This is a genomic window from Streptomyces sp. enrichment culture, from assembly GCF_964272855.1.
Classification (GTDB): domain Bacteria; phylum Actinomycetota; class Actinomycetes; order Streptomycetales; family Streptomycetaceae; genus Streptomyces.
Genome location: NZ_OZ186847.1, coordinates 478,371 through 491,059, shown reverse-complemented (window position 1 = coordinate 491,059; position 12,689 = coordinate 478,371). Strand labels below are relative to the sequence as shown.

Annotated in this window: 15 protein-coding genes and 2 pseudogenes; 10 read left to right on the top strand and 7 right to left on the bottom strand. The window is 71.8% G+C overall.

Annotated elements, in window-relative coordinates; all coding sequences use genetic code 11:
- Nucleotides 1-3: 3 nt before the first annotated feature.
- Genes ACSU6L_RS01995 through ACSU6L_RS01980 form a run of 4 tightly spaced genes read left to right on the top strand, consistent with a single transcriptional unit; the run spans nt 4 to nt 2,609 of the window.
- Complete coding sequence (locus ACSU6L_RS01995; protein WP_073939900.1) at nt 4-414, top strand: roadblock/LC7 domain-containing protein; 411 nt, start codon at nt 4-6, stop codon at nt 412-414.
- Complete coding sequence (locus ACSU6L_RS01990; protein ID WP_073939899.1) at nt 411-782, top strand: DUF742 domain-containing protein; 372 nt, start codon at nt 411-413, stop codon at nt 780-782. The genes ACSU6L_RS01995 and ACSU6L_RS01990 overlap by 4 nt, the downstream gene beginning before the upstream one ends.
- The gene (locus ACSU6L_RS01985; protein ID WP_073939898.1) at nt 763-1,368 is read left to right on the top strand and encodes a GTP-binding protein; all 606 of its coding nucleotides are present in this window, start codon (nt 763-765) and stop codon (nt 1,366-1,368) included. The genes ACSU6L_RS01990 and ACSU6L_RS01985 overlap by 20 nt, the downstream gene beginning before the upstream one ends.
- Complete coding sequence (locus tag ACSU6L_RS01980; RefSeq protein WP_437052873.1) at nt 1,365-2,609, top strand: cytochrome P450; 1,245 nt, start codon at nt 1,365-1,367, stop codon at nt 2,607-2,609. The genes ACSU6L_RS01985 and ACSU6L_RS01980 overlap by 4 nt, the downstream gene beginning before the upstream one ends.
- Nucleotides 2,610-2,691: 82 nt before the next feature.
- Here the strand turns inward: ACSU6L_RS01980 and ACSU6L_RS01975 are convergent, their stop codons facing one another.
- Together ACSU6L_RS01975 and ACSU6L_RS01970 are read right to left on the bottom strand one after the other, a co-directional pair.
- Nucleotides 2,692-4,419, bottom strand: coding sequence for a hypothetical protein (locus ACSU6L_RS01975; protein WP_437052871.1), 1,728 nt, complete (start codon nt 4,417-4,419; stop codon nt 2,692-2,694).
- Nucleotides 4,420-4,903: 484 nt separating this feature from the next.
- Nucleotides 4,904-5,405, bottom strand: a pseudogene (locus ACSU6L_RS01970) (amidohydrolase family protein); the annotation flags it as partial.
- Between ACSU6L_RS01970 and ACSU6L_RS01965 the strand changes: the two are divergent.
- The 3 genes and pseudogenes from ACSU6L_RS01965 to ACSU6L_RS01955 form a co-directional block, all read left to right on the top strand.
- Nucleotides 5,377-5,802, top strand: a pseudogene (locus ACSU6L_RS01965) (TetR/AcrR family transcriptional regulator); the annotation flags it as partial. The pseudogenes ACSU6L_RS01970 and ACSU6L_RS01965 sit on opposite strands and share 29 nt — an antisense overlap.
- Complete coding sequence (locus ACSU6L_RS01960) at nt 5,799-6,263, top strand: pyridoxamine 5'-phosphate oxidase family protein (protein ID WP_437052869.1); 465 nt, start codon at nt 5,799-5,801, stop codon at nt 6,261-6,263. The pseudogene ACSU6L_RS01965 and the gene ACSU6L_RS01960, both read left to right, overlap by 4 nt.
- A gap of 77 nt (nt 6,264-6,340) precedes the next feature.
- Nucleotides 6,341-6,733, top strand: coding sequence for a VOC family protein (locus ACSU6L_RS01955; protein WP_365514446.1), 393 nt, complete (start codon nt 6,341-6,343; stop codon nt 6,731-6,733).
- A 76-nt stretch (nt 6,734-6,809) separates the two neighbouring features.
- On the opposite strand, the gene ACSU6L_RS01950 is transcribed toward ACSU6L_RS01955, so the two are convergent.
- Nucleotides 6,810-7,112 (bottom strand): DUF4235 domain-containing protein, encoded by a 303-nt coding sequence (locus ACSU6L_RS01950; RefSeq protein ID WP_437052867.1) that lies wholly within the window; start codon nt 7,110-7,112, stop codon nt 6,810-6,812.
- A 44-nt stretch (nt 7,113-7,156) separates the two neighbouring features.
- Complete coding sequence (locus ACSU6L_RS01945) at nt 7,157-8,176, bottom strand: glutathione S-transferase family protein (protein WP_437052865.1); 1,020 nt, start codon at nt 8,174-8,176, stop codon at nt 7,157-7,159.
- A gap of 199 nt (nt 8,177-8,375) precedes the next feature.
- Here ACSU6L_RS01945 and ACSU6L_RS01940 point away from each other — a divergent pair, with 199 nt between their 5' ends.
- Entirely contained in the window at nt 8,376-9,293 is a 918-nt protein-coding gene (locus ACSU6L_RS01940) for a cation diffusion facilitator family transporter (protein WP_437064722.1), read from the top strand.
- Nucleotides 9,294-9,378: 85 nt separating this feature from the next.
- Here ACSU6L_RS01940 and ACSU6L_RS01935 read toward each other — a convergent pair whose 3' ends face one another.
- Together ACSU6L_RS01935 and ACSU6L_RS01930 are read right to left on the bottom strand one after the other, a co-directional pair.
- A complete protein-coding gene (locus tag ACSU6L_RS01935) occupies nt 9,379-9,822 on the bottom strand; it encodes a nitroreductase family deazaflavin-dependent oxidoreductase (RefSeq protein ID WP_437052863.1) in 444 nt (147 codons plus the stop codon).
- A gap of 107 nt (nt 9,823-9,929) precedes the next feature.
- Nucleotides 9,930-10,499, bottom strand: coding sequence for a TetR/AcrR family transcriptional regulator (locus ACSU6L_RS01930; protein WP_437052861.1), 570 nt, complete (start codon nt 10,497-10,499; stop codon nt 9,930-9,932).
- Between the two features lie 106 nt (nt 10,500-10,605).
- On the opposite strand from ACSU6L_RS01930, the gene ACSU6L_RS01925 reads away from it, so the two are divergent.
- Together ACSU6L_RS01925 and ACSU6L_RS01920 are read left to right on the top strand one after the other, a co-directional pair.
- Nucleotides 10,606-11,064: a DUF1348 family protein gene (locus ACSU6L_RS01925; RefSeq protein WP_437052859.1), complete on the top strand. Its 459-nt coding sequence runs from the start codon at nt 10,606-10,608 to the stop codon at nt 11,062-11,064.
- Between the two features lie 26 nt (nt 11,065-11,090).
- Nucleotides 11,091-11,612 (top strand): flavoprotein, encoded by a 522-nt coding sequence (locus tag ACSU6L_RS01920; protein WP_437052857.1) that lies wholly within the window; start codon nt 11,091-11,093, stop codon nt 11,610-11,612.
- 68 nt (nt 11,613-11,680) lie between these two features.
- Here ACSU6L_RS01920 and ACSU6L_RS01915 read toward each other — a convergent pair whose 3' ends face one another.
- Nucleotides 11,681-12,685: a MerR family transcriptional regulator gene (locus ACSU6L_RS01915; RefSeq protein WP_437052855.1), complete on the bottom strand. Its 1,005-nt coding sequence runs from the start codon at nt 12,683-12,685 to the stop codon at nt 11,681-11,683.
- Nucleotides 12,686-12,689: the final 4 nt, after the last annotated feature.

Sequence of the window (12,689 nt, the reverse complement as noted above, 5' to 3'; positions counted from 1 at the left end):
CACATGACGCAACAGGGAACCGACGTGAGCTGGGCGCTCCGCGATCTGGTGGAGAGCATCCCGGAGATCCGCTTCGCCCTCGTGGCCTCCAGCGACGGCAAGGCCATCACCTCCTTCGGCGCCGAGGACCCGGACGACGTGGACCGCTTCGCGGCCGTGGTGGCCGGCCTCCAGGCCCTCGCCCAGCCGGTCGCCGAGCAGTTCCCCAAGTACGCGGGGAACCTGCGGCTGGCGATGATCGAGGTCGACGGCGGTCACCTCTTCGTCGTCCGCGCGGGCGTCGAGACGTATCTCGGCGTGCTCGCCCGCGAAGGCCTCGACCAGGGCCTGCTGGGCCATCAGATGAGGGACCTCGCCCGCAGGATGGGTGAACTCCTCGGCACCACTCCGCGCCTGGAGGAGCACTCTGGATGAGTGCTCCCCGCCGGCCGACCGACCCGTCCGGTCTCGAGCGTTACTACGTCCTCACCAAGGGGCGTAGCGGACCGGGCGGTTCGGCGTCGAGCCTCGACGTGGCGACCCTCATCGTCTCCCGCGCCGCCCCGGCGCCGGGCATGCAGCACGAGTACGCGGACATCCTGCGGCGCTGCCGCGATCCGCTGTCGGTGGCCGAGCTCGGCGCCCATCTGGGGCTGCCCTTCAACATTCTCGCGGTGCTGCTGGCCGACCTGTTGCAGGAAGGCCACGTCGAAGCCCGTGATCCCATCCCGGCGCACGACGCCGGTCGCGGGCCCGACATCGCGCTCCTGGAGGAGGTACTCAGTGGACTTGAAAGGCTTTGACCGGCCCGGCGCCCCGGCGTCGGGGGACACCCGCTCGGTGAAGGTGATGATCGCCGGCGGGTTCGGCACCGGGAAGACCACCTTGGTCCGGTCGGTCAGCGACATCAAGCCGCTCACCACCGAGGAGACGCTGACCCAGGCCAGTGCCGACGTCGATCACCTCATCGGCGTCGCCGAGAAGACGGAGACCACCGTCAGCCTGGACTTCGGCAAGATCAGCCTCAACGACAGCCTGATGCTGTACCTGTTCGGCACCCCCGGACAGGAGCGGTTCTGGTTCCTGTGGAACGGGCTGTTCAAGGGCGCGCTCGGCGCGGTCGTCCTGGTCGACACCCGGCGGCTCGCCTCCAGCTTCCGGGCGATCGAGGAGATGGAGCGGCAGGACGTGCCCTTCGTCGTCGCCCTGAACGTCTTCCCCGACTCCAGGGAGTTCCCCGTGGAGGAGATCAGGGACGCCCTCGACATCTCCCCGCACATCCCGATCGTGGCCTGCGACGCCCGCGACCGGGCTTCCAGCCGTGACGTCCTGGTCACGCTCATACGCCACCTGAAGGAACGTTCAGCCGTCGCACGGGAGTCCCGATGAACGCCCAGCCCTTAAACGATCCCGGTACACCGCGCGGTTGCCCCTTCGGCCATGACACCGAGCGCACCCGGCTGTACGGGCCGGAGGCGGCGACCGACCCGCGCGGCATCTACGAGCGGCTGCGCAAGGAGCACGGCTCCGTCGCGCCGGTGCTGCTGGAGGGCGACATCCCCGCCTGGCTGGTACTTGGCTACCGGGACAGCCGTCGAGTGCTCGACAACCCCCTCAGCTTCCCCCGGGACGCGCGGATCTGGCGGGACTGGCGGGAGGGCCGGGTCGCGGAGAATTCTCCGCTGGTTCCGATGCTCGCCTGGCGCCCCGACTGCGTGTCCCAGGACGGCGAGGCGCACCGCCGGCTGCGCGGTGCCGTCAGCGACGGGCTGCAGTCCGCCGCCGACCGCGGTGTCCGGCGCCACGCCACGCACTTCGCCAACAAGCAGATCGACGCGTTCGCGGACTCCGGCCGCGCCGATCTGGTGGCGGACTACGCCGACTTGCTGCCGATGCTCGTGGTCGCCCGCCTTCTGGGGCTCGCCGAGGCGGAGGGGCGTCGCCTGGTCGAGTCCTGCGCCACGGTGATGAAGGGCGGCGAGGACGCCGTCGTGCACGACGGCGTGATCAGGGAGATCTTCGGTGAACTCGCCGAGCGCAGGCGGTCCGAACCCGGCTCCGACCTTGCCACCGGCCTGCTGGAGCATCACGCGGCGCTCGACCACGACGAGGTCGTGGCCCACCTGCGCGTGGTGCTGATCGCCGCGCACGTCACGACCAGCCTGCTGGCCCGGGTGCTGGAGCTGGTCCTGACCGACCCCGCCCGGCTCTCCGGGCTGATCAGCGGTCAGCTGAACATCTCGGCGGTGGTGGAGGAGGCCATGTGGAACTCTCCGCCGCTGGCCGTCCTGCCGGGGCGCTTCGCCGCCAGCGATGTCGAACTGGGCGGGCACCGCATCGAGGAGGGCGATCTGCTCGTGCTCGGTCTCGCCCCGGGCAACCTCGACCCCGAGGTCCGTCCCGACCCGGATGTCTCGGTGCACGGCAACCAGGCGCACCTGGCGTTCGGCGCAGGCCCGCACGAGTGCCCCGGGCAGAACATCGGGATGTCCATCATCGAGGTCGCGGTGGACGTCCTGCTGCACCGTCTGCCGGGCCTGCGCCTGGCCGTGCCGCCGGAGGAGCTCAGCTCGACCGCGTCCACCTGGATGTCCCTGCTGGACAGCCTGCCGGTCGAGTTCCAGGTCTAGGCAGGCCCCGGACGCCGCTGCCCGGCGGGATCACCCGGCCGGGCGGCGGCGTCATCTGCGTTCCCGGAACAGGATCGAGGCGTCAGCCGTCGAGCCAGTCGCCCGCGAGGTCCGTGGGACGGTATCCCGTGGCGTTCCAGAGGAAATGCGGGTGGGCGCAGCCGAACATGTAGGCGAGCAGTGCGGTGTCCTCCCTCCCCGTCTGAGGGTCGTGCAGCGCGTGGAAGAACTCGGATCCGACTGCGCCGGAATCCTGTTGGACATCACGAGCGCGGGCCGTGGACGGTGTGCCCCTGGAGGCCTCCACAGCGGCGATGTACGTGCGGCCCAGGATCTCCCAGGTGCTGTCGGTGTTGCCGTGCCAGGGGCCGTGCAGCGCCTCGAAGGCGTGGAGCTCGGCGTCGAAGAGGGCCGATGTCCCGGGGAATTGCTCTCGGCAGCGCGCGGACAGCTCGGCGGTCCGGGCGCTCAGAGCGGGTGCGCTGGGCCGCGGGGCGATGGTGAGGGTGGTGCCGTGGGTGAGGATGCCGGTGCACGCGTTGGGCTGCAGGTCGCACAGCGGGCAGTCCTGGGCCGGGGGAAGGCCCTGGGTGATGCCGTCGAACCACAGGGCGTGGCGGCCCGTGAGCCCCAGCCAGACGATGGTGCTGGGCATCAGCCACGTGTTCCACATCGGGGTGTGCGACTCGGGCATGCAGCCGTACTTGACCATGGCGATGGCGCAGGCGGCGTAGAGGGCCTTGGTGTGGGTGGGCATGTCGGCGAGCCAGAAGTTGCTGATCTCGCCGGTGAGGGCGTCGGCCCGTACGTCGACCATGTCGTCGATGACGCGGCACAGCAGCAGGGAGGCGAGGTGTTCCTCCTGCCAGAGTTCGGTGTCGGGTGAGACGTGCCAGAACAGGCAGTCCATCATCTGCAGGAGTGAGTAGGTGCTCTGGCCGAGCGGGTTGGTCTGGGGGAGTGTGACGCTGCCCGCGTGGTGCTGCCGGAGCCAGAACTCGTCCGCGGATCGCTTGTGGGCCGCGTAGAGTCCGCAGACCAGGGCCCGTGCGGTGTTGGTGCTGAAACTCTCGGCCAGGCGGCCTTCGATGAGTTGGGTGAGCCGCGTGGTGTCAATGGTGTCGATCACGCGTTTGTACTCGTGGAAGAGCAGGATGTCGTCCTCGAAGCGGTGGCGGTAGCCGAGGTCGCGCTCGAGGTCGTTCATCTGCCGGGCCAGGACCCATCCACCGGTCAGCACGCTGTCGAGTTCCCGGTGGTACGGCCAGGTCTTGACGGTGAGGGGACGGCCGGCGCTCTGCCGCCAGTCGTAGTCGGCCGGTGTGCGCGCGAGGGGCGTGGGCAGCCGACGGCACAGAGGGCAGGCGCAGGCGGTTTCCCGCTCCTCCTCGCGCGGCGGGGTGAGCGCCCGGCTCCGCCAGGCTCCCTCCAGCATCTCGCATGTCAGCCGGCAGACCTCGACATCGGTGCCGACCTGGGGGAAGGCTGCCTCGATCACGCGCAGGCTGGCATCGAGCCGTCTCAACCTGGCGTTGCCCTCCTCGTCGGGCGGGACGAACGCGTGCGGCGCCGAGTCGAGGGCTCCCTTCACCTGCAGCGTGGTGCCGGCGCGGGGGGATCCGAATGCGTCCAGCCGCTGCTGAGCGGCGTTCTCGCAATCTCGGTACTCGTCCGTGCGCGCCTTGATGTGCCGCGCGAAGAGGCCGGCCAGGGCGCTCCCCGCCTCCGCCGGCCGGGGCCGGTCGCCCGGCTGCCCTGGGATCAGGCTGGTGGATATCTCCGTCCCACCGCCTACGACTCGAGATTTCACACCGGTCTCCCTTCAAGCTCTGGTCCTGGCAGCGAATCGACCGGCCGTGTCGGCCGGTCGTGTCCGAGAAGCTTCCGTACATTCCGCGATGGCCTCGCCGAACAGCCGGACCCACGTTTCGGGGGACGTGGCACGAGGTCTCCCCGCCCTGCGGACGGGCGGCCGCCCGCCCGTCCGCTCACTCGAACTCACCTTCCCGATGCGTAAGTTGAATCGAAAAGCGCTACCAGGCTGCCCAGAGCGTAAATGATCTACGCCTAACCGGATCGTGATCTCCGTTACTGCTCAGGCCTCCTGAGCTGCGTACACTTGCGCGCCCCCGAGGTAAGTGGCAGCTGCACGCGTCTCCGCTATCTCACATACGCCGGGCAGGAACACCGGCGTGTCGCCGCCGCCCGGTGCCACCCGGTTGACCGCCATGCGAATCCCCTGGAGCGGATCCGGGCCGCTCACCGGCCAGCCGCTGCCCGTCGCGAGCCGGGCGCCCGCGCTCCCGGTCCCACCACGGGGCGCCGACGACCCGCGCGGTCAGTGAGCCGTCCCGCGCGGCCGTCGGATACGCCTGCGACGGGTCGTCCATGCCGAGGAAGTCCCCGACCAGCGCGTCCTGCCAGGCGGTGACGCCGAGCGCGTGCAGATGCCGCCGGCCTCCACCGGCCGGCCGCCGCCGGTGATCCACTCCCGCTCGGGGTGCGCGTCGGCGCAGGCGCGCACCGCGGCGACGGTGTCGGCCGCCGTCTTGGCCTCCGTCAGGTCGCACTGGGTGAGCTCCAGCCCCGACGGCACCGGATGCGCGTGCGCGTCCTGGAACGCGGGCAGCAGCAGCCGTCCGGCGAGGTCCACCGCCTCCCGGTCCGCGGCCCGGCGAGATCGTGCACCTCCTCGCGCCCTACGGCCGTGACACGGTCGCCGGTGACGGCCACGACGGTCGCGGTGCCGCCCAGCGGCGAGTGACGCGCCGACCTGCGTGACCTCGGCCCGCGCATGCACGCCGGTGCCCTCGACCGTCCACGGGCGGCGGTGCTGGGCTCGTACCGGGTGACCGGGCGGGCGTACGAGATCCAGGCCGTCGAGACGATCCTCGGCGTGCTGCGCCGGTTTCCCCGACGCGGAGGCGGTACGGATCTACCACGCCTACGGTGTCCTCGACTCGGCGAGCGCAGCGTATGCGCGGTTGCCCGCCGACACCCGCCCGCACATCGCCGCCACGGCCCGCCAGCTCGTCGCGGACACGCCGCGCAGCTCTACCAGGCAGCTCTGGACCTGCTGCTCAGCGCCGCCGCGGCTAGGCTGGGGGAAGTCCGGTCCCGGGCGGGACACCCCACGGCCGCACTGGACCACCGTCCGTCAACAACGCCTCACAAGGAGGACGTTCGCCGATGACTCAGCCCACCCCGCGCACCGCCGAGCAGCGCAAGCAGGACACCCTGCACCGGCTCGACCAGGACGTGGACGTCTGGGTCGCCACCGCCGACGGCGAGCACGGGCTGCCGTACCTCGTCCCGCTCTCCTTCCTCTGGGACGGCGCGACCCTGCTGCTCGCCACCCCCGCCGACAGCCCCACCGGACGCAACCTCGCCACCACCGGCGTGGTGCGGCTCGGCATCGGGCCCACCCGGGACGTGGTGATGGTGGAGGGCCGCGTTCAGGTCGTGCCGCCCGCCGAACTGTCCGAGGAGGAGGGCGAGTTGTTCGCCGGGAAGACCGGCTTCGACCCGCGCCGCCTCGCCACCCCGTACCTCTACTTCCGGGTCCTGCCGCAGCGGATCCAGGCCTGGCGGGAGGCCAACGAACTCGATGGGCGGGAGCTGATGCGGGACGGGCGGTGGCTGGCGGCCGACTGAATCCACGCGGGCGGGATAACCGCAAGGAAGAGGGCACGGGGCGGACCGCCCCACGCCCCGTACCTTGCGGAGGAGACATGCCACTGGTCAACGCGGGCGTGCTGGTGCTCGACTGTGCCGAGCCCGACGAACTCGCCGCGTTCTACAAGGAGCTGCTGGAGGCGGAGGAGACGGAGGCGACCGCCAACCGGGTCGAGATCCGCAGCCCCGACGGAACGCGGCTGGCGTTCCGCCGCGACATGAACGCCACCCCGCCGAGCTGGCCGCGCCCCGAGAACTCCCTCCAGGCGCACCTGGAGTTCGTGGTCGACGACCTCGACGCGGCCGAACGCCGGGTGGTCTCCCTCGGCGGTCGCCCGACCGACGCGAAGGACCCCGCCGCCCGCTCCGAGTCCCGCGGCTGCACCGACCCGGCGGGCCACTCCTTCACCCTCCGCCGCTCGACACCTCCGGGCCCCAAGCACGGCTAGGGCACATCGGCCCCCGTCCTCGTCGGCACGGGTGAGGCGGTCCGCCCGGCCCCTCGGCCGGGCGGACCAGGGCGGCTCAGTCCCGGCCGCCCTTGCTCTGGGCCGGCCACACTCCCGTCGCCCTGGCGATGGCCTTCGCGCCGGTCCGGTCGACCGCGCTGCGGACGGCGGCGAAGATGGCGCCCTGGATCGCGGCGGCCACCAGGATCTCGCCCCAGCCGCGGTCCGGGTCGAGCGCGTCGGGCGCGTCCTCCTCGTCCCGCAGCGCCATCCAGACCTTGCGGAACGCCGCACTCGCCAGCATGCCGCCCGACCAGCCCAGCAGCCAGCCGACCGGCTGGTACACGGCCGGCAGCTTCCGCTTCTTGCTCTTGCCCACCTGGATCTCCTCGCTCCTCGTACTATGGCGTCGAAACGCGTTGGTCACGGCCGGCCCGCGGCCGGCACCTCCTCGCCGGCCCGCACCGGCCCGGGCGGTGTCCCGTCCCCGAACGGCCGCCCGCCCAGCTGCTCGCGGTGATGCGCGGTCAGCCAGCCGGACAGGTCCGGCCCGAGGGGCACGATCCGGGTCGGATTGATACCGGTGTGCACCTCGTAGTAGTGCCGTTTGATGTGGTCGAAGTCGACGGTGTCGCCGAAACCGGGCGTCTGGAACAGGTCCCGCGCGTACGCCCACAGCACCGGGTGCTCCGCCAGCTTCCACCGGTTGCACTTGAAGTGGCCGTGGTAGACGGCGTCGAACCGCACCAGCGTGGTGAACAGCCGGATGTCCGCCTCGGTGATGCTGTCGCCGACCAGATAGCGCTGCCGGGACAGCCGTTCGCCCAGCGTCTCCAGCCGACGGAAGACACCGGCGCAGGCGGCCTCGTACTCCGCCTGACCCGTGGCGAAACCCGCCCGGTACACCCCGTTGTTGACGTCCTCGTAGACCCCGGCCATCACCTCGTCGATCTCGTCCCGCAGCCGCTCCGGATACAGATCCGGTGCTCCTTCCCGGTGCAGGGCCGTCCACTCGGTGGCGAAGTCCAGGGTGATCCGCTGGTAGTCGTTGGTGACCAGCCTCCCGGTGGGGACGTCGACGATCGCGGGGACGCTGACCCCGCCCGGGTAGCCGGTCTCCCGCCGGTCGTAGGCCTCGCTCAGGAAGCGGATGCCGAGCACGGGGTCGCGGCCGTCCGGATCGAGGGTGAAGCGCCAGCTGCGGTCGTCCTGGACCGGGTCGGCGATCGCCAGGGACATCGCGGCCTCCAGACCCAGCAGCCGCCGGGAGACCACCGCGCGGCTCGCCCACGGGCAGGCGCGGCTGACCACCAGCCGGTAGCGGGCGGCCGCCACCGGCCAGCCGTCCCGGCCGTCCGCGGTGATCCGGTCCGCGAAGTGGCTCTTCGACCGCTTGAACGTCTTCCGGCCGTAGGCGCTGTTGCCGTCGCCTGAGCCGCGCATGCCTGGCTCCTCTCGGGTGCGGGTCCTGCCGACGGGTTCCCGAGTTCCCCGGTTCACGCCGTCCGCACGGTGTGATCCCGGCGGCACCGGGCAGTCGGCGGAGGTGAGCGGGACATCATCGAACGCGGACGGGAAGCAGAAGACTGCACACCACCTCGAAGACAGCGGGCGGGAGGCGGACCGCAGGACCCGGGTCACCGTGCTGGTGGCGCTGGCGGCCAATCTGGTGATCGCGGCCGCCAAGACGATCGGCGGGCTGATCGCCGGTTCACCGGCCCTGCTGTCGGAGGCGGCCCATTCGGTCGCCGACAGTCTCAACGAGGTCTTCCTCCTCGCCGCCCTGCGCCGCAGCCGCCGCCCCGCCGACCGCCGTCACCCCTTCGGCTACGGCAAGGAGCGGTTCTTCTGGTCGCTGCTCGCGGCCGTCGGCATCTTCGTCATGGGCGGCTGCTTCTCCTTCTTCCAGGGCGTGGAGGCACTCACCAAGGGCACCGAGGAGCGGCTGGGCGGCTATGTGGCCGGCCTGGTCGTGCTCGGCGTGGCGCTGCTCGCGGAGGGTGCCTCGCTGCTGCGGGCGCTGCACCAGCTGCGCCGGCAGGGCGTCGCGGACGGCCTGCGCGACCCCGCGCTGCGCACGGTGGTCGCCGAGGACGGCACGGCGGTGCTCGGGGTGACGCTCGCCATCGCCGGGATGGCGCTGCACATGGCGACCGGGCAGGTGGTGTGGGAGGCGTCCGCGTCCCTCGCGATCGGCGCCCTGCTGGTGTACGTCGCCTACCGGCTGGGCCGGGACGCCCGCGACCAGCTGATAGGGGAGGCCGCCGACGCCGAGGCGAGCGGCCGGATCCGGGCGCTGCTGCGGGCGCAGCCGGAGATCGACAGCGTGGAGGCGCTGTTCACCATGAAGACCGGGATCGACTCGCTGCTCGTCGCGGCTCGGATCGATCTGGTGCCGGGCCTGGACAGCGAGCTCGTGGAGGAGGTGGCCGTGCGGATCAAGCGCTCGATCGGCCGCACCGTCCCCGAGGCGGACCAGATCTTCCTCGATGTGACCGACCGGCCCGCGCAGGAGGCACGGGAGAGCCCCGCCGCGACGGGGGAGCGCGGCGGGGCCTGACGTGCGGGTGCCCGGTGTGAGGCGGTTCATGCACGCCGGGCGCGAAAAACTTCCGGGGCGGGGCGAGCGCCGTACGCCGTCCCGCTCAGCCGGTCGGTTCGAGCACGAACACCGGGATCACGCGGTCGGTCTTCTTCTGGTAGTCGGCGTACGGCGGGTACGCGGCGACGGCCCGCTCCCACCACTCGTCCTTCTCCGCGCCGGTGACCTCACGGGCCGTCATGTCCCGCTTGTCCGGACCGTCCTGGAGCTCCACATGGGGGTTGGCCTTGACGTTGTGGTACCAGACCGGGTGCTTGGGGGCGCCGCCCAGGGAGGCGACGACGGCGTAACGGCCCTCGTGCTCGACGCGCATCACCGGCGTCTTGCGGATCTTGCCGCTCCGGGCGCCGAGGGTGGCCAGCAGCACCACCGGCATCCCGGTGTCCATCAGGGTCGTGCCCTTCGTCCCGCCGGAGCTCTCGTACAGCTCCACCTGCTCGCGCACCCACTGCTCCGGGCTGGGTTCGTATTCGCCCTCAAGAGGCATGTCGTCCGTCCCCTCTTCGACTTCGCCCGTCCACTGGCGTGGCCGGGCCGGTTCGCGTGACAGTCCAACATCAGGAGTCGTACGAATCTTCCACGCCGCCTGCGCACTCACTCCTTCGTGTCCTGGGAGGCGGCTCCGAGGAGCAGCCGGGCGGCCTCGCGTGCCTCGGCGGCCGGTGCGGTGCTCCCGGTGATGCCGGCCGTGACCATGGCGCCCTCGGCCAGCAGGAACAGCGGTCCGGCGAGCGAGGCGGGCAGCCCCGCGTCCGCGACCAGTGAGGCCAGGTAGTCCCGGAACGCCGCCTTGTGCGCCCGGACCCGTCCGGCCACGCGCTCCGAGGTGGCCCCCAGTTCGCCGTACGCGTTGATCCACGCGCAGCCCCGGAAGCCGGGCTCGGCGAACCAGTCCTCCAGCCGGTCGAACACCGCGAGGACGCGCCGCCGCGGATCCTCGTGACCGGCGACGTGCTCGGCGAGCCGCCCCCGCCAGCGCACGTCGCGCCGCTCCAGACAGGCGTCGACGAGCTGCTCCTTAGCGGGGAACAGCTGGTACAGCCGCTTGAGGGAGACCCCGGACGCGCCGCGGATGTCGTCCATGCCGACCGACTGCACGCCGCGCGCGTAGAACAGGTCCTCAGCCGCGTCCAGTGCCCGCTCCCGGGCGACCGCGCTGTCCATGAACCACCTCTTCCTGGCCTTCCCTTGACGGGAGAACGAGCGTTCTCCTACGGTAGCAGCCTCGCGGAGAACGATCGTTCTCCCGCTGCGTCGGAGGGAGCCGACCATGACGACCCGCCCGCCCCTGCCGCCCTTCACCCGCGAGACCGCCGCGCGGAAGGTCCAGGCCGCGGAGGACGCCTGGAACACCCGCGACCCGCACCGGGTGGCGCTCGCCTACTCGGAGGACTCGGTGTGGCGCAACCGCGACACCTTCCTCACCGGCCGCGCCGCGATCGTCGGGTTCCTGACCGCCAAGTGGGCGCGGGAACGGGAATACGCGCTGCGCAAGGACCTCTGGGCCTTCGACGGCAACCGCATCGCGGTCCGCTTCCAGTACGAGTCGCGCGACGCCGACGGGCAGTGGTGGCGGTCGTACGGCAACGAACTGTGGGAGTTCGACGAGCAGGGGCTCATGACCCGGCGGGAGGCGAGCATCGACGACGTGCGCATCGAGGAGCACGAGCGCCGCATCCACGGCCCGCGCCCCACGGCCGAGCACGGGCGGACCTTCCCCCTTCAGTAGGGTGCCCGCTTCAGTAGGGTGCCCGCGTGACCCAACAGGCCGGAAAACCCTTCCTCTACGTCGTCGTCTGCGCCGCCGGGATCGCCGAGGGCGTCGGCGAACTGATCACCGCCGCCCAGCGGCGGGGCTGGGAGGTCGGCGTCATAGCCACCCCCGTCGCCATGAACGGCTTCTTCGACACCGCCGCCGTCGAGGCCGGGACGGGCCGCCCCATCCGCTCGGCCTGGCGCACCCCCGGCGAGCCGCGGCCCTTCCCGCCCCCGGACGCGGTGGTGGTCGCGCCCGCCACCTTCAACACGGTCAACAAGTGGGCGGCGGGACTGGCCGACACCCTCGCCGTGGCAACCCTCTGCGAGGCCACCGGCCTCGGCGTCCCCGTCGCCGCCCTGCCCCGCGTCGGCGCCGCCCTCGCCGCGCACCCCGCCTACCAGGACAGCCTGACCCGGCTGCGTGCCATGGGCGTCCGCTTCGGCGAGCCCTGTTCCGGCGAGGACCGGGACTCGGCGGAGTTCCCCTGGGAACAGGCGCTGGACCTGGTCGAGCGGTAGGACACGCCCCGGCACGGCACCCGGCACCACCCCGGCGTGAACCCACGGAGTCACAGCGCTCCGACCCGTCACCCCACCTTGCGCAGCTCGAGAAGGTAGGCCGCGGTGAGCGCCACGGCACGGTCCTCGTCCTTGGACAGATCCTCGAGGGCACGCGTCGTCGTGCTCCCCGGGATGTCCGCGAGCGCCTGCGTCAGCCGACGGCGTGCGGACGCCGCACCGGTGGTGTGGGCGAGGCGGTCGGTGAGACCGGTGGCGATCCGGTCCGCCAATGCCGGATCCGCCGCCAGCGTGCCGAGCGCGTCGGCCGCGTCCACGTCGTTCGCCTCCTCGACGATCATGTCGATGAGCGTCGGGATCGCGTCGGCCACTCCGCGTGGCCCGAGCGCCAGAGCCGCGTGTCCGCGGACCACGACGTCGGCGTCCGTGAGCGCGTCCCGCAGCAGGCCGGTCGCCTCACCGCCCGGGAACTCGGCGATGGACTGGACGGCACGCGCGCGCACCTCGGCCGCCGGTGCGCCCAGGCCCTGCGCCAACAGGGCGAGTACGCCGTCGCCCGACTGCGCCAGAGCCCATCGAAGGGCTCCGGCGACGTTCGGGTCGCTCTCGCTCAACACCGCCTCGACCAGGGCCTCCGCGGGCACCGGAACCCTTTCGACCGAGGACAGCGCCGCGCGCTGGCGCTTCCCGGCGCTGTCCGATCCCAGGGCCTGCAGGAGCGCGACGATCTGCAGGACGTCCTCCCAGTCGGCGGGTTCGGCGGCACCGATCCGACGGAGCCGCGTGAGCAGTCCCGTCTCGGCCGCGATGCGTTCCCGCGTCTGGCGGATGAGGTCGTCGACGAGTTCCGACGGCGTGAAGCCGGGATCTTCCAGAGCGCGTCGGATCTCACGCAGCGACAGCCCCAGCGACCGCAGGCTCTCGACGTGGAAGATCCGCCGGATGTCGTCACCGGAGTACTCGCGATAGCCGCCCTCGGTACGGCCCGTCGGCCGCACCAGTCCCAGCGACTCGTAGTGCCTGAGCATGCGGGCGCTGACCCCGGACCGTCGTGCCACGTCACCGATCAACACTGCC